At 44.0% G+C, this 19,061-nt stretch carries 15 protein-coding genes and 1 tRNA gene; 10 read left to right on the top strand and 6 right to left on the bottom strand.

Features of this window, described 5'->3' with window-relative positions; genetic code table 11:
• Positions 1 to 569, top strand: a 569-nt coding sequence (locus tag G7Y37_RS08710) for a UDP binding domain-containing protein (protein WP_304518586.1), incomplete at its 5' end; no start/stop codon positions are given.
• 621 nt (positions 570 to 1,190) lie between these two features.
• Here the strand turns inward: G7Y37_RS08710 and G7Y37_RS08705 are convergent.
• The gene (locus tag G7Y37_RS08705) at positions 1,191 to 1,364 is read right to left on the bottom strand and encodes a hypothetical protein (RefSeq protein ID WP_165063078.1); all 174 of its coding nucleotides are present in this window, start codon (positions 1,362 to 1,364) and stop codon (positions 1,191 to 1,193) included.
• Between the two features lie 799 nt (positions 1,365 to 2,163).
• Here G7Y37_RS08705 and G7Y37_RS08700 point away from each other — a divergent pair.
• From G7Y37_RS08700 to G7Y37_RS08685, 4 genes are all read left to right on the top strand, one after another.
• Entirely contained in the window at positions 2,164 to 2,523 is a 360-nt protein-coding gene (locus G7Y37_RS08700) for a hypothetical protein (RefSeq protein WP_165063077.1), read from the top strand.
• A complete protein-coding gene (locus G7Y37_RS08695; RefSeq protein WP_165063076.1) occupies positions 2,513 to 4,150 on the top strand; it encodes an HD domain-containing protein in 1,638 nt (545 codons plus the stop codon). Before G7Y37_RS08700 ends, G7Y37_RS08695 begins: the two co-directional genes overlap by 11 nt.
• A 533-nt stretch (positions 4,151 to 4,683) precedes the next feature.
• Entirely contained in the window at positions 4,684 to 4,926 is a 243-nt protein-coding gene (locus G7Y37_RS08690) for a DUF6364 family protein (RefSeq protein ID WP_165063075.1), read from the top strand.
• Between the two features lie 5 nt (positions 4,927 to 4,931).
• Positions 4,932 to 5,360: a PIN domain-containing protein gene (locus G7Y37_RS08685; RefSeq protein ID WP_165063074.1), complete on the top strand. Its 429-nt coding sequence runs from the start codon at positions 4,932 to 4,934 to the stop codon at positions 5,358 to 5,360.
• Between the two features lie 502 nt (positions 5,361 to 5,862).
• Here G7Y37_RS08685 and G7Y37_RS09330 read toward each other — a convergent pair.
• Both G7Y37_RS09330 and G7Y37_RS08675 read right to left on the bottom strand, forming a co-directional pair.
• Positions 5,863 to 6,255, bottom strand: a complete 393-nt coding sequence (locus G7Y37_RS09330) for a transposase (RefSeq protein WP_165063073.1) — start codon at positions 6,253 to 6,255, stop codon at positions 5,863 to 5,865.
• A gap of 125 nt (positions 6,256 to 6,380) precedes the next feature.
• A complete protein-coding gene (locus G7Y37_RS08675) occupies positions 6,381 to 7,520 on the bottom strand; it encodes a hypothetical protein (RefSeq protein ID WP_165063072.1) in 1,140 nt (379 codons plus the stop codon).
• Between the two features lie 157 nt (positions 7,521 to 7,677).
• Here G7Y37_RS08675 and G7Y37_RS08670 point away from each other — a divergent pair, with 157 nt between their 5' ends.
• A complete protein-coding gene (locus tag G7Y37_RS08670) occupies positions 7,678 to 8,469 on the top strand; it encodes a glycosyltransferase family A protein (protein ID WP_165063071.1) in 792 nt (263 codons plus the stop codon).
• A gap of 409 nt (positions 8,470 to 8,878) precedes the next feature.
• Positions 8,879 to 10,216, top strand: coding sequence for a hemolysin family protein (locus tag G7Y37_RS08665; protein WP_241156079.1), 1,338 nt, complete (start codon positions 8,879 to 8,881; stop codon positions 10,214 to 10,216).
• Positions 10,217 to 10,295: 79 nt separating this feature from the next.
• Here the strand turns inward: G7Y37_RS08665 and G7Y37_RS08660 are convergent, their stop codons facing one another.
• On the bottom strand, positions 10,296 to 11,009 hold the full coding sequence (locus tag G7Y37_RS08660; protein ID WP_165063070.1) for a LytTR family DNA-binding domain-containing protein: 714 nt from the start codon (positions 11,007 to 11,009) through the stop codon (positions 10,296 to 10,298).
• A 140-nt stretch (positions 11,010 to 11,149) separates the two neighbouring features.
• On the opposite strand from G7Y37_RS08660, the gene G7Y37_RS08655 reads away from it, so the two are divergent.
• Positions 11,150 to 11,233 (top strand) — tRNA-Leu (locus G7Y37_RS08655).
• A 24-nt stretch (positions 11,234 to 11,257) separates the two neighbouring features.
• On the opposite strand, the gene G7Y37_RS08650 is transcribed toward G7Y37_RS08655, so the two are convergent.
• Both G7Y37_RS08650 and G7Y37_RS08645 read right to left on the bottom strand, forming a co-directional pair.
• Positions 11,258 to 13,186, bottom strand: coding sequence for an MDR family MFS transporter (locus G7Y37_RS08650; RefSeq protein WP_165063069.1), 1,929 nt, complete (start codon positions 13,184 to 13,186; stop codon positions 11,258 to 11,260).
• 24 nt (positions 13,187 to 13,210) lie between these two features.
• On the bottom strand, positions 13,211 to 16,018 hold the full coding sequence (locus tag G7Y37_RS08645; RefSeq protein ID WP_165063068.1) for an AMP-binding protein: 2,808 nt from the start codon (positions 16,016 to 16,018) through the stop codon (positions 13,211 to 13,213).
• 567 nt (positions 16,019 to 16,585) lie between these two features.
• Here G7Y37_RS08645 and G7Y37_RS08640 point away from each other — a divergent pair.
• The gene (locus tag G7Y37_RS08640) at positions 16,586 to 17,287 is read left to right on the top strand and encodes a response regulator transcription factor (RefSeq protein ID WP_165063067.1); all 702 of its coding nucleotides are present in this window, start codon (positions 16,586 to 16,588) and stop codon (positions 17,285 to 17,287) included.
• A gap of 3 nt (positions 17,288 to 17,290) precedes the next feature.
• The gene (locus G7Y37_RS08635; RefSeq protein WP_165063066.1) at positions 17,291 to 18,859 is read left to right on the top strand and encodes a cell wall metabolism sensor histidine kinase WalK; all 1,569 of its coding nucleotides are present in this window, start codon (positions 17,291 to 17,293) and stop codon (positions 18,857 to 18,859) included.
• Positions 18,860 to 19,061: the final 202 nt, after the last annotated feature.

Below are 19,061 nucleotides of genomic sequence, written 5' to 3'. Positions count from 1 at the left end.
TAGCTTACTTTAATGAACTAGATACATTTGCATCAGTTCGCGGTCTTGATGCAAAACAGATTATTGATGGAGTGTGTAAAGACCCACGCATAGGGGACCACTACAACAACCCCTCATTTGGATATGGCGGATATTGTCTTCCTAAAGACACAAAACAACTTCTTGCAAACTATGAAAGCGTTCCTCAAAACATAATGGGAGCAATAGTAGATGCTAATCGTACCCGTAAAGACTACATTGCCGAAGATATACTTCAAAAAGTAGGCTATACAGAAAACAGCCCATCTTCTATCAGAGTTGGCATATATCGCCTCACTATGAAGTCGGGCTCTGATAACTTCCGTGCAAGCTCAATTCAAGGTGTTATGAAACGTATAAAAGCTAAAGGAGTAGAGGTTGTTGTATATGAACCAACCCTAAACGATAGTGAGTTTTTTGGGAGCAAAATAATAGATGATCTAGATACATTCAAACAAGTAAGCAACATCATAGTAGCCAACCGCATCCACCCAGACATAGCGGATGTATCGCACAAGGTATACACACGCGATCTGTTTGGGAAGGATTAGGGATGAAAATACGTTAAACGATGCACTGATTGCAGTACCGGCACGAAATGAACACCTGATTAAAGAAATAAGAATTGTAAAGTATCCTTTATTTGTGATATATGTGTCAGATATCAAGCCTTTTGCGCATACGAGCCTTCTTTGACTGTTGGCTTCTCTGCTGTTCATAGAGTCGGGGTAAGTCTTAAAACGTGTGGGATAATTCACCAAATTTGATGTCTGATTAGGTAAAACAAAGAAAGTCTAACCTCGATTCTACGCTTGGGGACAAAATAAGGGTATAAAAACAAACCCTCTTTAAGAGCAGCTTTCAAAAAATGACTAATACAGCTAAAACTGAATATATTGATACTTATATGGAGGCGCTTAAGAGTCCATCTCGATATCCTTACTTAGTGACTCTCATCCTCTTTTCTCTTGTCACTTCTTGTAAACAGCGCAATGGGCTTATTGGGTTTTCTCTCATACCTAAGCACCAAAAGACAGCGATGTCTAAAAGTTGCAAAACTCATAAAGCCTCTGCGTATACGAATGATGTCTTTGATCTGTCTGTTAAGACTTTCTGCCACGGCTGTTCTGCTTTCTGAGGCTGCAGACTGCCATAGGGATCTTAAGAGAGCTCTACTCTATTGATACTAAAGCCACGATCTTCTCAAGTGCTTTAAGCTCTATCTCATGTGGAGTGCTTATATCATTGGGAAGCACTCCGTCTACATACAAGCCATCTTCAACCGACGGCAAGACATGTTCGTTATATGCGAGCTTGCTTCTAGTGTTGACACTTCTTGTATTCATAGAAAAAACTCCTTATCTACCGATAACGCAAGTACCAAAAAGGAGAAGTTAGTGTTGGTGACATTTCCTCCTCCTCGCCATATATACGATGCGTCAGACACCCTGCATCTTTGACTATTAAGTTGATAGATATACACCGCATACACATTGATTCTAGTCCGCAGGGAGCTGGCAACGTAAGCCTTCAAGATATGTCGAAGCATGTTCATAAACACAGTTTGAAAGGAGTCGGGAATTTGACTCAAGAGAAGGACACACAAATTGTCAAAACAACAGAAAAATGAGGAAAGCCTATACAGCTAGTTATGTGTTGCCTTCGTCACTTTTTAGGCGAAAAATGGTCAAAACTTCCGACTTTCCACAGTCTACAATGCCAAATTACGCCAATTACGAATCAAAATGGAATTGGAGAACCCTGTTTGCCCAGTGTTCTCCACAATTCAAGCTAGTTATGTGACGCTATGACCATGGAAAGTTGAAAGTTTTGACCATTTTTCTGAAATAAAAAGTATATTCGCAGAAAATTTAGGTTGTGTGCCGATTGTTGGTGTCATGACTGCGTTTGGGAGGTACAGGCTTTAGCCCGTCCGAGCAAACGCGGCATTGCCCAGAACTAATTACATATTACACTATTGGTATCATGCTGCCCTTCCGAGTTTTAAGCAAACCTCTAGTACATTTTTTAGTAGCATTTTGGGCAGATTATTCAAAAGACAGGCACTAACCTGCTAACATAGCGCTAGCGCTATGTTAGCAGGTTAGTGCCTTGGATAAACTTTTATTCTAGAAGAGGGGAATAATGAATTACCGCATTGGTATTCAAGATCTCGTATCAAACGCACTGATAGAGCTTTTTGAAAACAATCAGGTAACAGAGGTCACTTTCGAAGAGATATACGAATACGGAGAAGCCGTAGTGCGAATAATGGCAAAGCGGGACATAACCGCTTATCTTGTTTTGTCCAGAACACAGACAAATGGATTCATGCATGATTGTAGCGATATTCTTGAGGTTGTTGACAACACGGCGTTTAGACTTAAAGCTGATAATGGAATAAAAGATCTCAAGGAGAGATTCAGAAACGATACGCCATTTGATGTTTTAAGAGCATGCATTGATCCCGAATCTCTCAAAGTATTAAATATAAATGCAGCTTAACAAACGAAGAAAACGATACAAAGATCCTGTTTATGGTTATATAAAACTTGATGAAAAGCTTTTTGAGTGCTTTATAGACACCCCGGAATTTCAACGCTTGAGGTATATCAGACAAACGGGCTATATGCCAGTTTATTCATCTGCCACTCATAACAGATTTGTTCATTCAATTGGAGTTTATCATCTTGGCGTATTGGCTTTTGATGCTCTACAGAAGAACGTATCCGACAATAAACTATCTATACCACAAGATTTTGATTGGACTAATTGCAGAGATGTATTCTTAAAAGCTTGTTTGTTGCATGATGTAGGTCATGCTCCTTTTTCACATACTGGCGAAGGTCTATATAGAGAGTCCGCTACTAATATAGATGTTCAGCTTGGCGAGTTAGTTGGAAGCACTACTTTTAAGAAAGACATATCAAGCGTAAAGGCCGCAAATCCGCATGAAACCATAAGCGCTATGGTTGGACTTTTCGTATATGGAGATCATTTAAAAAATGCGGCAGATAAGGAATTCTTCGCAAGATGCATTACTGGTTATTTGTATAGTGCTAAAGGCGAGGAATACGAGATTAAAAACGCCATTATATCTCTTTTAAATTCCCAGACTATAGACGTTGATAAACTCGATTATCTAATTCGAGACTCTTTTGAAACTGGCTTTAAAACTACAGTTATTGATTATGAACGCCTTTTGTCTGGTGTTACCTTATGTAAAAACATGAGCGATAACTATAACGAGGATTCTGAAAAATACGAACTCGCCTACTGTTCTAGTTCTATATCTGTGTTGGAAAATGTTGTGCTTGCAAGGGATTCAGAAAAGCGATGGATTCAAAATCATCCAGTTATCATATACGAAGATATGCTATTGAGGCATGTTCTAAAATCGGTTTCGCATGAGTTTTTTGGAAATGTATCTGAATTATTTTGCTTAAAGTCTTTAACAAAAGAAGGTCATACTGTAAATGAGAAAGTAATTCGCCTTCTATGTGATGATGATATTATCAGTTACGCTAAACAACTTAAAAATGATAAATGCGCTTCATTATTCTTTGATAGAGGGTTAAGGCATAAGCCATTTTGGAAATCCGAAGAAGAATTCAAGGCTCTTCTTAGATCGCGATTTAATGGTCGTGAGCGCGTAGCCCTTATAAGAAGATTTGTTAATCTTGAAAATGTATTAATGGAGATAACAGATTTACCGTTTGTGAATGCTAAAGCAATCGAGCAGCTTAGTAAATACATAGAAGAAAAGAAAGGTGAAGCACTTTTAGCGGGAACCGAAAAATCTCTTTTGGAAAGCAATATAAAAAAGTATGAGACATCGTTGGAGATAGCGAAGAATCTCCTTCAGCTTGCAGAAGATCAGAATGATTGTGAGTTTGCGATTATAGCAACCGATGATTTTAATAGTGGGTTTGCTTCCGGCAGCTTAGAAAATACATTGATTTCAGTTGCTGGCAGAAATAGACCAGTAAAATTAAAAGAGGTATCAAGGCTTTTCGAAGCCGAAAAAAGTGATGATAAATTCTTCTATATTTATTCCAACAAGAAAGAAGAACTGCCAACCGCAAAAATAGTTAACTGGATTTACGATGATGTTAGGTCACTGGATCTATAGATAATAATCATATTCAAAAGGAAAATGTTGGTCTTTCCGAAAATCGGGGTAAGTCTTAAAACGTGTGGGATAAATTTTCTCTCATGTCCAAGTACCAAAAGACAGCGATGTCTAAGAGTTGCAAAACTCATAAAGCCCCGGCATGTGCAGATGATGTCTTTGATCTGTCTGTTAAGGCTTTCTGCCACGGCTGTTCTGCTTTCTGAGGGTGCGGACTGCCATAGGGATCTTAAGAGAGCTCTACTCTCTCTTAAGATCCCTATTGAAAACACGGGAGGGCAAGGATATCTGCCCCTCTACCCTATTGATACTAAAGCCCGTCTCGTTCGCTCAGCTGTAAGGCTTAACGATTCTGGGAAGGGTACAAAACACTACACCATACAAAAGCAGGCAGAAAACGCATGGGTAGACAAGGGATAGCAAAAACCTTGCTAAATACCACATGCCTTAAGACTTACCCTAGCTGACCGTAACTAGTTGCCTTTATACGTATTAATTGATAAAATATACACGTATAAAAGCAAGGAGGTATCATGAATCAGAAATTGACGCTCAGCATAGATAGCGAAGCTGTTCGCACAGGGAAAATGTATGCCTCAAATTCTAAAAAATCACTCTCTAGTATTGTGGAAGACTATTTGCTGCTACTAGGAAGAACTAGTGATTTGACAACGGAAGTGCCTATTTCAAATAAGCTTAAATCTCTTGTTGGTATTGGTGCTGGAAATTATGACGAAAGCGATTATCGTCAGCATCTATATTTGAAAAATAGATAGTTCGCATGATGAAAGTTTTATTAGATACAAATATCGTATTAGATCTACTTCTTGATAGGCAACCATTTGTACTGGATGCAATTCAAATATTTGCCCTTGCAGAAAATAAAACGGTGAAGCTTCTTCTTTCGACGGATGCAATAAGTACCATTTTTTATATCGTGTCAAAAAATAACAGTAAGATAGTCGCTAGAGAAGCAATATCGAAACTATTGGATTATGTGAAGTTGGCTGCATTGGATGAGCAAGCGATAATTCGGGGTATTTCATACGATTTTTCCGATGTGGAAGATGCTTTGGTGGTGGCTGTGGCTGAACGAGAAAAAGTAGACGCTATTGTTACTCGCAATATAAAAGATTTCAAGAATTCATGTATACCTGTTATTACTCCGAAAGAGTTGCTTTCTAGCATAACAGCGACGAAAAATAATTAGAGTAGGCACTCAATAAAACTGTGTTGGTAAATCACTCAAATACATATCCTAAACAGGTAGCTTATAGAAATTGTAAGGTGCCAACAGAGAAATCAAAGGATTTCGGTAGCTTTTAAGCACACTTTTGCAATTTGGCGGAAACTGCACTTGTACTAATGTAGCTAATGGGGGTAAGTCTTAAAACGTGTGGGATAATTCACCAAATTTGATGTCTGAACTGATAAAACAAAGAAAGTATAACCTCGATTCTACGATTGAGGACAAAATGAGGGCACAATAACCTAAGCCCTTCTTAAAGTAGCCTTAAAAAGATGACCAAAAGTCAAAAAGTTGAATATGTTATTAACGGTGTGGGGGAGCCCAGGAACCCATCTCGATGGATCTATTCGCTAGCCTGTAACCTCCTTTCTCTTGTCGCTTCTTGTAAACAGCGCAATAGGTTTGTTGGGTTTTCTCTCATACCTAAGTACCAAAAGACAGCGATGTCTAAGACTTGCAAAACTCATGAAGCCTCTGCATATACGTATGATGCCTTTGATCTGTTGGCTAAGACTTTCTGCTCGCCTTTTATGGCAAGCATAAGCTTAGAGCCTCTGTTCAAGATTCTTTTCTGCTTTTTGCGTTTCAGGTCATCTTCGATTACGTGGACAAGTCTTTTCCTTGTGTCGTCGACTGCTCCTGTTACAGACTTGTTTATGTGAAACTTATCGGCGTAGATGGCAGAGCCGGGAAGAAGCTTTTTGGCAAGGCTGATGTATGCGCCGTTGAGGTCACACGATACGGTTGCTACGCCCTTGTGCTCTCCTTTGGTAAAGCCCCCCAAATACGTTTGGAGCTGCAGAATCGTCGCCTTTAAGCATATTGACAAGTGTCTTTTTGTCGGCGTCGTAGACACAGCAGGTCATGTGGGGCACACCGCGTTTGATAGCCTTTTTGGGAAACGCCTTCACCTCATCTATGCAAAGGTTGTGGGGCAGATGGTGCGGCGAAAACTATGCTAAATCCCACACAAATTAAGACTTACCCGTGCTTATTCTCATTCTTACGCAAAATACGCCATATCAAGAAAACAGTGGCTACTAACAGATTTACTATTTGAGCAATAATTATCGAAAAACTAATACCATTTGCCCCGGCAAGTTCAAACATTGCATTCATAACACAAAAAGCTGCAATGAGTGACGCCACGCTTGAAACTACTGCTCCGGTATTTTCTTCCGTAATAATCAGTAAATCCAAAACAAAATATACAGCTGCGGTTAATCCTGTACATATCAAAAGCGGGGTTACTAAATACATATACTCTGACATATCTTTTTGAAACACAAAATTAAAGGCGACTAAACCAAACCAATGAAAGATTAAAATACAGGCAAGCACTATTACTATAAGCACAATAATAAATTTTAGTACTATCTTTAAAAAAGATAGTCTGTCACTTTTTAACCAGGAAATTGCAAGTGGTCCTATAAGCGGCGTATAGATAAAACTAGCAGCTGCTTGTACTATTACTGTAGGAGCCGCAATTGCAGCATATGACCCCAAGGCTTCATTACCATATTCCATACTAAACATCTGGCGGATGACACTAATTACAGTAGTGCATATAAGAAGCGAGAAGAAACCGGATGTTGATTTTGAAAAAATAACTTTCATTTTTTCTTTACGAAATACAGGTCGTAATTTGTCTAGTTTTGATGTGAGATTCATATCAAAAACAATTAGCACAATTGCGCTTGTTAGTGCCATTAGCAAGATAGATACCGTTAGGCTTTGAAATATTAGCAATCCAACTATGAAAGATATAACTATTAAGATACCTCTAGATATTTGTGATATGCCAATATAATTGAAATGGTCATTTTTCTGATCGACTCCATGCAAAACATCTACAAATGACTCAATTGCTTTAAATAATATATATGCAGCTACTGGCGCATAATCTATCGCATTTACAGTAAATACGGAATATACAGAACAAAAAAGAAGCGCCAGTATAAGAGTAATTATTCTATGTCCTACATAATCAGACGCACTGCATATATTATCAATATCAGCAACCTGAACAGTTCTGACTTTGTAAAGCATAATAGAGGCAAAAATGTTCCCTACTGCCATTGCGACAGCTAAACTACCCGATGCAGCATAATTCGTTGCCAAAGTTACCACTAAAACAGTAGTAAGCCAGTTGCAAAACAAATAGAATAAGGAACCGGCAGTGTTCCAAAGCATATTTTTTTTGAGCGAATGCTGCATAAAGTATATTGTAGATTATGCATTGGCAAATGTCTTTGTTAACGGACATAAGGAATAACGAGTGATTAATAAACAGGATCATACTTTCGCAGTATGCGCATATAAAGAGAGCCCCTATTTGGATGAATGCGTCAAGTCAGTTTTAGAGCAAACTATAAACACTCGCGTAATTATATGTACTTCTACCCCTAATGAGCACATACAAGCTACGGCAAATCAATTCGGAATCCCGTTGTTTGTTAACGAATCAAAGCCCGGAATTGCAAGTGACTGGAATTTCGCTATAAAAACAGCTAATACTGCTCTTGTTACAATTGCTCATCAAGACGATATTTACTGCTGCGACTATGCCGAACATATGATAAATGCCATTGATAATTCACAACGACCGTTATTGTTTTTTACTAATTATGGTGAATTGCGCAACAATAAAAAAGTTGCAGATAATAATTTATTGCGAACCAAAAGACGGCTTTTAAGAAAGCTGGAAAATTCAAATAACGCATTTGATAAAAAAATACGCAAGCGCGCACTTTCGCTAGGATCCGCAATTTGTTGTCCATCGGTAACTCTTGCAGTAGATAATATTTCAAAACCAGTATTTCAAACTAAACTAAAGAGCAATTTGGATTGGGAGGCGTGGTCAAGAATTGCTGAACTCGATGGAGATTTTCTCTATGATCCCGAAATTCTTATGTATCACAGAATTCATGAAGGTTCAGAAACTTCTGCGCTAATTAAAGACAACACTCGCACAGAAGAAGATCTTGAAATGTTAAAGCGTTTTTGGCCTACACCAATAGCGCGAGCAATTAACGTAATCTATTCACGTGGGCAAAATAGCAACAGTTAATATCCTTTTTATTTCAGAAAAATGGTCAAAACTTCCGACTTTCCATGGTCATAGCGCCACATAGTTAACTTGAATTGTGGAGAACACTGGGCAAACAGGGTTCTTCAATTCCATTTTGATTCGTAATTGGCGTAATTTGGCATTATAGACTGTGGAAAGTCGGAAGTTTTGACCATTTTTCGCCTAAAAAGTGACGAAGGCAACACACGGTCTGGTTTGGTCAGAGTTCCATCACAGCGCGCCCTATCCATATGCAATCGACTAAAACAGATACACCTTTCTGCCTATATGCCGCAAAGTGGAAGTTGGGGCACGGTCAATCAATCGGTAACAAATACCTCTGTAAAGATGAACGCTGCGTATAATCCTATAATATGCAGCAATACATAAATATATTTGGGAGAGAGAATTGTCAGAAAGCACTTATATTGCGATAAGTCTAATTTTAGTTGTAGTTTTTTTGGCTATGAATGCCTTTTTTGTAGTTGCAGAATTTGCATTAGTGCGCGTGCGCAAATCGCAGTTAGAACTGGCAGCCGCCGACGGCAAAAGCGGTGCCACAAACGCTTTAACCATAGCCAATAATGTTAATGCCTATTTGTCAGCCTGCCAACTTGGCATAACGTTGGCATCCCTTGCGCTTGGCTGGCTGGGCGAACCCGCTTTTTCGGAACTTATACGACCGCTGTTTGAATTATTCGGCGCACCTGAAGCCGTTATAACTATTTGCGCCGTGGCTATAGGTTATTTCATTATGACTACCCTGCATGTAGTTGTTGGCGAACTTATTCCGAAGTCTCTTGCCATCTTTTCAACAGAACGCTACGCGCTGGCAACAGCTACACCGCTTATGTGGTTCTATCGCATAACCTATCCGATTATGTGGCTTTTCAACACCATAACAAACGGTGTTGTGCGCCTACTTGGACACGATCCTGCAAATGAACACGAAGTATACACTGGCGACGAAATTAAAATTTTGGTTGATGAGTCTACAGAAAGCGGTCTTATCGCCGCAGAGCAAAACGAATTTGTGGACAACGTGCTAGATTTAGGCGACAAAGATGCCGAAGCCATAATGACTCCACGCACCGATGTGGTGTTTCTCGACATAGACGATTCGCTGGAAGACAACGAGGCAGTAATTCGCCAATACAGCTATTCGCGCTACCCCGTATGCCGTGGCAATAAAGACCACATTGTAGGCTTTGTACACATAAAAGACTTATACAGTTTGGCACCTAACACGCCTATGAGCGAATGGAAAATTCGCGAAATGCCGGCTGTGCCCGAAACTGTGTCTATTGCTCGCCTTATAGACACGCTACAAGAAGGACGCACGGAAATTTGCTTGGTGGTAGATGAGCACGGCGGAACCGCTGGCATAGTAACGCTGTCCGATGTTATGGAGCAAATAGTTGGTCGCATAGACGACGAGTATCGCCACGACTGCGAAGACATTATGAAGCTAAACGACGGCACGCTAGTTATTGACGGTGGCATGTCGATAGATCAGCTTGAAGACATAATATGCTTTGAGCCGCCCGAAGCCGATGATGTGGAAACTCTAGGTGGACTAATAGCCAACATGCTAGATCGCATTCCCGAAGAAGGCGACAAAATTGTGCTAGAGCACGAAACAGCCACAGAATCTATCGTAGTGCCATTAACTGTACAGACAATGGATCGCTTCCGTGTAGATAAAGTGGAAGCAAAAATAGAGCGCACTGAAAAATCGAGCGATTAATCTTAATAGGCTAATCGCTCGATAAGTAACAAAATTTCCTAGCAACGTTTGACGCAAAGACGCAAACTGCGCAACCTGCCTAAATTCCGAGCGCTTTCTTCAAATTGCTTACGCGACGACGGCTAACGGGAATTTTCTCGTCAACACCATTCAGCATAAGCAGCAGCGTGCCACCGGAAACCGACTCAATTTCTTCCACCATGGCTAGGTTAACCAAATAGCCCCTGTGTACACGGAAGAACCCATGACCATCTAGCCGCTTTTCAAGCTGCGCCAAACTTACCGTGCTGAAGTAGCGGTCTGTGTCGGTCTGTAAATACGCATAATCGTCACGCGCCATAACGAAACGAATCTTGTCGATACCGATAAGAATTTTCTTGCCGCCCTTTTCGACCGGAATGCGTTCGCTCTTTTGCGCCTGTACATGCAGCGCAACCTGCTCACGAACACGAGCTATAGCCTGCGCTAAACGCTCGGTTTCAACCGGCTTCACCAGATAATCGATAGCATGCACTTGGAATGCATCAAGTGCATGTTCACTGTAAGCAGTAACAAACACAACTGCTGGGGGGAACTTTAAATGCTTGAGAGCTTCCGCCAACTGAAGACCTGTAGCCTCAGGCATGTTTACATCAAGAAACATGACATCACATGGATACTCTTTTAGCTTTTCTATAGCCTCACGCACACCAGCCGCTTCGGCAACTACTTCTACACCGCCTACTTCCTCAAGTAAAAAATTAAGTTCAGAACGCGCAGGCGCTTCGTCATCTACGATGATTGCTTTCAACACTTGGTTACTCCCACTAACGTCTTTCGTTTTGACAGTTACACTATTATAATGCACAAACAGACCGTTCACCGAGAAAACGTGACACTTTTACGCTATACTCGATAAGTGTTCAGCCTACAAGGCTGATTCTTATTTGTTGGGCCCGGGTGGCGGAATGGCAGACGCGGAGGTCTCAAAAACCTCTACCTTCGGGTGTGTGGGTTCGACTCCCACCCCGGGCACCATTTTCTCAACCGTAATCAAACATTTCACTGCTCTTCACTAGGTAAAACCGACCGGACGTATTCTTCCATCGAATAGCGCGTTATGTCGCTTCTGTTGATAATGCCAACTATGTGCCCGTCTTCTAAAACCGGCACTTTTTTCAAATGATTTTGAGACAACACGCGACAAACTTCTTCAAGGTCGGCATGCACATTCACGCTTATAGATTCGCGCACGCCCACGGCACTAACCGGCAACTGCATCACTTTTTGCAGTTTGTCGCTGTATGTAGACTCGTCGGTTGCCGACATTGCTATCAGCACAATTGGATCGATATAGCTGCCGCTGCGCCGCGAAAGCTGTTTGAGTATGTCGCCATCGGATATAAACCCTGCTGCCTGACCGTTTTCGTCAATGATTGGGCACGCGCTTATCCCCTTGTCTATAAACAGCTGCACAGCCTGCTGCACGGTGGCATTAGACGGAAGTGTGAACACATCGCGCTTCATTAGGTCGCGCAAAACTGCCGTGCCCTTTTGAGAAGTCGCCGCCTTTTCCTCGTCTTCAACACCGACCGGAGCAGTTTCGCCGGGCTTCCCTTTTACAAAAATTACAGTAAGTACAAGCCCTATAAGCACAAGCAATGCGCACGCCATAAAAGCAATGTTGATGCCATACATGTTAGCTTGCGTACTGCCAACCGCAGATTGCGAAGCATTAGTAACCATTGCCGATACAGAAATTACCATTGCGGTACCGATAGAGCCAGCCACTTGGCGCAAAGTGTTATTCACACTTGTACCATGATTTATATACCTAGTGTCTAGCGCATTCATTCCCCATGTAGTTATGGGCATGTTCACTAGCGCCATACTTACCATGCGAACCATATATAGCAATGTTATGTAAACAAGGCTGCTCTCAAGCGTAAGCAACCCAAAGCCTACAGTGGTTATAAACAGCAGCACCATTCCCACAATGCCCAACATGCGTGGTCCGTGTTTGTCGAACAGCTTTCCCGCAACGGGATTCATTATTCCCATTAGAATAGCGCCCGGCATTAACACCAACCCAGACATAGTGGCTGAATATCCCATAAGCGTTTGCACATAAATTGGCATCAGAATGCCCGCAGCCAAAAGCGAACCTTGCACCAACATTCCAATTATGGTTGCTATAAGAAACTTCCGATTAGCCAATACTTTTACACGCAGCATAGGTACATCAAGCTTCGTCTGCCGAACGAAGAACCACACTACACATATTATTCCCACCGCAGTTATAGCAACCGATATGGCGTTTAGCCCGCTGGAGCCAAATACGCTGAAGCCATATAACAGACCGCCAAAGCCCGCCGTAGAAAGAATAAGCGACAAAGGATCAAGCGCAGAATCGCCTTTATTGGCAGGCGGACGACCCTCCATAAGGAAAATTGACGCTACTATTACCAGCATCACCAAAACCAATATGCCGACAAACATAATGTGCCAATCGGCTATATCGATTACAATGCCGGCAACTGTTGGACCAATGGCTGGGGCAAACGCAATAACCAATCCGAATATGCCCATAGCGCTGCCGCGGCGCTCTATGGGAAACGTAACTAGCAGCACCGTCATAGATAGCGGCATTAGAATGCCCGCGCCTGCAGCTTGTACCAAGCGCCCGCCCAACAGCACTGGAAAGTTCGGTGCCCAGCCACACAGCGCCGTTCCAACAGCAAACACAATCATAGAAAAGAGGAACAGCCGCCGTGTCGAAAAACGATCTTGCAAATAAGCCGTTATTGGAATCATTATGGCATTCACAAGCGTAAAGCCTGTAGTTAGCCACTGACCCGTAGGAGCATCTATTCCCATCTCTGTCATTATTGAAGGTAGTGCTGGCGTAATAAGCGTCTGATTAAGCACTGTTACGAACGTGCCCACAACAAGCGCTATAAGCATGAACCATTGTTTTCTTGTAAGACCCATCTTTATTCACCTCTTGCATACTTATTATAGACGCAAGACGATACTGTTAACCTCCACTTGGCTAAGCACCGATCGATTAAGCGTGCAACCCAAGCCGTATTCAAAACCATCGCCATTCAACAGCACTAGCCCGCGCGTGGCGGCGTAAGGCGGCGTGGTTATATCGCATGTTAAATAGCGAGAGGTTGAGCCAATATCTCCCGGAATTACCATATCGGGCAGCGTCTCAAAAGCAGCGCTAACACGGCGCATTATGCCGGTGTCGTGCATGCCGCCCATCCAAACCACGCACCCTTTAGATTTGGCATGCGCTATAAATGCCAACGCCGGCGTTATGCCACCAAATTTTGCCACTTTTATAGCGATGCATCGAATGTCGGGGAATTGCAAGATGCGATTCGCCTGTTTTGCATCGGAATAAGCTTCGTCAACGCAAAGAGGCGTATCCAACTTTGACTGCATAAATGCTAAATTCGCTAAATGATCGCGCCTTAGCTTCGTGGAAGCACCACTAACATCGAATGGCTCTTCTATCCAGCCGATATTCAGGCTATCCAACTGGTGCAGCTCTTTCACTTGATCGTTGCGAAAGCTACGATTTGCATCTAGCGTTATAAGCATATCGGGAAATGCCCGCCGTACAGCATGCACTGATGCCAGCCCGCCATTAGGCGATATCTTTATTTTAAGGCGCTTGTAACCTGCACGCACCGCCTGTGTAGCGTTCTGCATAACAACTGGAGTAGGCGCAGTTTCTATAACCGCGCCTGCGCTTACCATAACCTGCGATCCTTGCACCTCGGCAACGCGCGGAAAACTTGACAGTTGCGCTAGCGTGCCAAAACTTTCCCATATACGGGCGTATTCCTTATTAATAAGCTGCCACAAAGGCTGCTTTGTTACATGCCCATACAAATCCCACATTGCGTTTTCTAGTGCGTTTAGCGCCATAGGCGCGTTGCGCGCGCCGGGCAAAGCCGCCATAGCTGCATACGCTTCGCGCGGGTGGCTGAATGTATTTTCCAGTAAACATGGCGCCAAAACATCTCTGATAGCCTTCGTATCTTCAGCAAGCGATTTGCGCCCCACCCATTCCACGGCAAGCGACGGACATTCCCCTAAGCCACGCCTACCGCAGCTATCCACCACTTCTATAATTACGGCTTCGCGAAAACGGTGGCGCGATATGGGCTGCGTCATTTCTATGCGCACGTGGTGCATATGAATTTCGCACACCTGCAATCTGGAATTAAACGCAGCTTCGGCAGCCTGCCTGTCTATTCGCCCGTCCGATTTGCGCGGCATGTTATGCACTATCAGCATTTCTTGCGGAATGCTTTGCGGGGAAAGCCAAGGAGACATTGTGTTTCGTATAAAATCGAGCGAACAGCTATTGTCGGGGCATTCCACAACCGCAACTGGCACATAATCGGCGCCTTGCGCCTCTACGGCAAACACATGCGCAGCTGTTACGCCCGGAACATGCAACAGCACTTCGGCAATTTCAGCCGGATATATGCTGGCACCACCGTTCATAAATATGCTCATGCTGCGATTTTTCACATAAATGCAACCTTCAGAAAAAGCAGCTATATCGCCCGTTATGAAATACCTATCTGCAGTAAAAGCGGTGTTTGCGCCTATGTAACCATTGAAAACGCCATGACCACGCACCGCAAGGCTGCCAAAACCTGTAGGCTGCTCGTCTATTATGCGAACGTCGTAGCCATCAAGCAGCCGCAGCGCCCCGCGAAAATCTGATGTAGCGCAGGCGCAAGCAATAGATCCAGCTGTTTCCGCCATGCCGTAACTAACGAATATGCGTGCATTTACTTCACAACTGCGCTCTAGCGTATGCGGGTTAACTGTCCGATTTGCCAACAGCACGCATCGGTATGCAGACAGACGGCTTTTCACCGAAGAATCTAATTCCAAGCGCCATTCTTCAACTGTGAGTAAATCTTGAAGCATTTGATCGTATACGCAAATGTGCGTAGCGCCGCTTGTATGAACATCGTAGAGTATCTGCTCTGGGTCGAAATGCGCATAAATTCGCAGAGGGCACATGCTGTACACCGCGCGCACTAAGGTCTGGAAGCCGTCAATGTTATACATTGGAGTGCAAAGCTGCCATAACTGAGCGCCGCCACCTATTGCAGTTAAAGAGCCCTGTGTTGCCCTGTCTTGCCATGCCGCCATATCGTTTTCAAGCGCACGACTTAGCGCCCGAGACGCAGCAGCCAGCTTCACCCACGAAAGCATCACTAATTTTGCCCGACTTTTTACACCAGCTGTAACTATTATGCCTTCACGAGTATTGCCGCTAAACAGATGCGCAGCACGCTCTGCAAAATGCACCGTATCGTGCACGAGGTCTTGCCTCGCACCCATAATGGCGCGTTCTCGGCGCAAGTTGCCAACAATGCTAGCTATTACGTCGCATTCGTCAGCAAAAGCCTGCCGAGCACGCCCTACAAGCTGTCTGGCGCGCTCTGTGTCTATTTGGCACGCTACGCGCAAGCCGCCTCGCTGTGCTTCCATAATGCGGCTTAGTTTTTCGCTAGAAGAAGCTTGATGGTTAAGGGGCATTAGCGTAAAGCCGCCATAGGCGCACGCCAGCGCAAAAAAGACGAATTCGGGGCTATTGGGCAAATCGACCGCCACAACTTCGCCCGCGCGCACGCCTAAATACTGCAAACGCCTAGCCAGCGCTGCCGCCACTAAGCGCGTAAAGCGATATGTGAATGCCGTTTCGACATTCTCTTCGTCTATGAATGTGAAGAAAACGCTTTCAGGATTAATGCGAACGCTGCTTTCAAAAACATCTATCATCTAGCAGCTGCACCGCGCTTCTTAATTGAAACGCACCTAGCAACGCTCTTTTTAGCGGACGCGCCGCTTTGCGCTTCTAAGCTATTTGAGCAACCACCGCGCATTAGCCACCTTGCAGCTGAACTGGCTATTAGGAAAACCGCTACTATAAATATGCGAATTTGAAAAAAGCTGCGGGCCTAGAATGTTTGATACGGTGTTTGCCCGCGACCTTTTCTATAGTAACAATACATGCAAAGATTTTGAACGAGAATATACATTATCTTGTGATTTTTTCTGCGAGAACCACTACATACACTAAAGATGCCGCGAAGGAGGTCGCGACATCTTTCAATTAAACAAAGCAAGGAGGAAAAGCTTTTATGTAAAGGGAGCGTGATGCGCATGAACCCAAGGGCGTGGGTGTATGTGCCATACTGCGCATCACGCTGGTGCTGGGAAACACCATTTGGAATAGTACGCGCTAATCCTTAAAAGTTCCTTAAACAATACATAAGCTTTAAGGAACTTTTAAGGTTTCTGAACTGTGTGCGGTATAGAATTAACAAAACACTGAAAGCAGGTATTATGCACGTTTTAATTGTTGAAGACGACGAATCGCTGGCCGCAGCGCTTGAGAAGATACTGAAAGATAACGGCTACGACGTAGACAAAGTGCACGATGGAGAATCGGGGCTTAACTATGCGCTAGCAGGCGGCTACGACGTAGTTATACTTGACGTTATGTTGCCGAAAATGGACGGCTTTACCGTAACGTCTGAATTGCGCCGTCAGCAGATAAACACGCCTATTATTTTGCTTACCGCCCGCGATTCTACTGCCGATAAAATAGCAGGACTCGATTCCGGCGCAGACGATTACATGACCAAGCCTTTCAGTCCGGCTGAACTTATGGCGCACCTTCGCGCACTTACCCGCAGGCAGGGCGAAGTGCAATTTGAGCTTCTGAACTGCGGTGATTTGCAGCTTTCGCTGGAAAGTTACGACTTGTCGTGCCGCGGAAAATCCATCCGACTTAGCTTCAAAGAATTTAGCATTTTGAAAATACTTATGAGCAGCCCGGGCGCTGTCATTTCAAAAGACACGCTAATAGATAAAGCATGGGGCGTTACTTCTAGCGCTGGCGACAACAATGTTGAGGCATATATATCGTTTTTGCGGAAGAAAATTGCACATGTGGGCTCGCAATGCAAAATTGAAACTATTCGCAAAGCCGGCTATCGCTTTGTGGTGGCACCCGTTGAAGGTGCCAATGTCGATATGGCATAGCTTATGCTTAAACGGCTACGTCTTCGCTTCATATTTTTGAACATGGTGCTTGCCGCCGTGGTGCTTACGGCGGCGTTTGGTGCTATTTGCTATATCGACTACCAGTCGCGCGTGCACGATTTATACGAAGAGCTCACATTCACGCTGAATCAGGCGCAAAGCCCTACAGCCAGTCAGATTGAGCAGCTGTTTCCGCTGCGCAAAAGCGGGTCGGACGCTAACGGTGCAGATGCGATTGCAGCCGCAGATGAAAATTTAGCAGACACAGCGAACGCGGAAAATGCAGCTTCCGGCGAAGCGGCGAACGCAAATTCTGCAGAAACGCAGCCGGAAAATCAAACAGAAGCTGCGCAGGTGCCTGATGCCCAACAACAAGAGCCCGCGCCTGAATCTACGTCTGCATCTGCAGCCTCATCTGCAGCCGGAAGCGCTCAAGATCAGCAAACCCAGCAAAATCAGCAAAATCAGCCCAACACAACTATTGGCGAAAATTCTCAATCGCAAATATCAATGCCCGAAATAGGCACGCGCGACGAAATGATAATTCCTATAGCTGTGTACCTAGTGAAATCAGACGGCGTATATACAGCCCTCGGAGATTACGCCAGCGCATCAATTTCGCATTCGCTGCTTCTACAAGCTAACGCCGAGGCATTAGCTTATCCGGAAAATAGCGGTCTTTTAGAAGATGTGGGTCTTTATTTCGAGCGCCGCGAAACATCGAACGGCACGCTTATCGCATACGCCGACGAAAGCAACGTAGACACGTGGAAATCGCTTGCATGGACGCTTGTGGGTGTGGGCATAGCTGTTTTGCTGGCGTTTCTAGTAATAAATATTTTCTTTTCGTGGTGGGCGCTGCGCCCGGCGCAAAAAGCATGGGATCAGCAGACGCAATTTGTGGCAGACGCATCGCATGAATTAAAAACGCCCCTTACGGTCATTTTGGCGAATATGGCTATTGTGAAATCGCAGCCAGATGCCACGGCAGCGGAACAGTCGCAATGGATAGAAAGCACGCAAACCGAAGCGAAACGCATGCAGCAGCTGGTGAACGACATGCTAGATTTAGCACGCCCAGAAAATGCCACGCGCGCCGAAATGCCTCATGTTCCTACCGATTTAACCGATTTGGTAGAAACCGAAGTACTGCAATTTGAATCTGTTGCGTTTGAACGCGGTGTTGTTTTGGAAAGCGAACTTACACCCAATACGCATGTGCTGGGCAACCCGGCAAGACTACAGCGCATGGTGTCTACGCTTATAGATAACGCATGTAAATACGCCAACGAAAACGGCAGCGTGAATGTAACCCTTTCTACTGCACGCGGTAAAGATGCAAAACTAACAGTTCGCAACACCGGAGCACCTATCCCTAGCGAAGATTTGCCCCACGTATTTGATCGCTTCTATCGTGCCGACAAAGCCCGCACGTCGGGCAAAGGCGGTTACGGGCTGGGGCTTGCCATAGCGCAAGAAATTGCACACGAACACGGCGGCGATATCACAGTAGAAAGCTCTGAGGGCAGCAGCGGCACCGCTTTCATCGTAAAACTGCCGTTGGTAGACTAAATTTTCTGCGAATATCCTTTTTATTTCAGAAAAATGGTCAAAACTTCCAGCTTTCCATGGTCATAGCGCCACATGGCTAACTTGAATTGTGGAGAACACTGGGCAAACAGGGTTCTTCAATTCCATTTTGATTCGTAATTGACGTAATTTGGCATTATAGACTGTGGAAAGTCGGAAGTTTTGACCATTTTTCGCCTAAAAA

It is taken from the genome of Adlercreutzia sp. ZJ154 (assembly GCF_011039055.1).
Classification (GTDB): domain Bacteria; phylum Actinomycetota; class Coriobacteriia; order Coriobacteriales; family Eggerthellaceae; genus Adlercreutzia_A.
The sequence above is the reverse complement of the archived record's forward strand: the minus strand, read 5'-3'. Positions and strand labels throughout refer to the sequence as shown.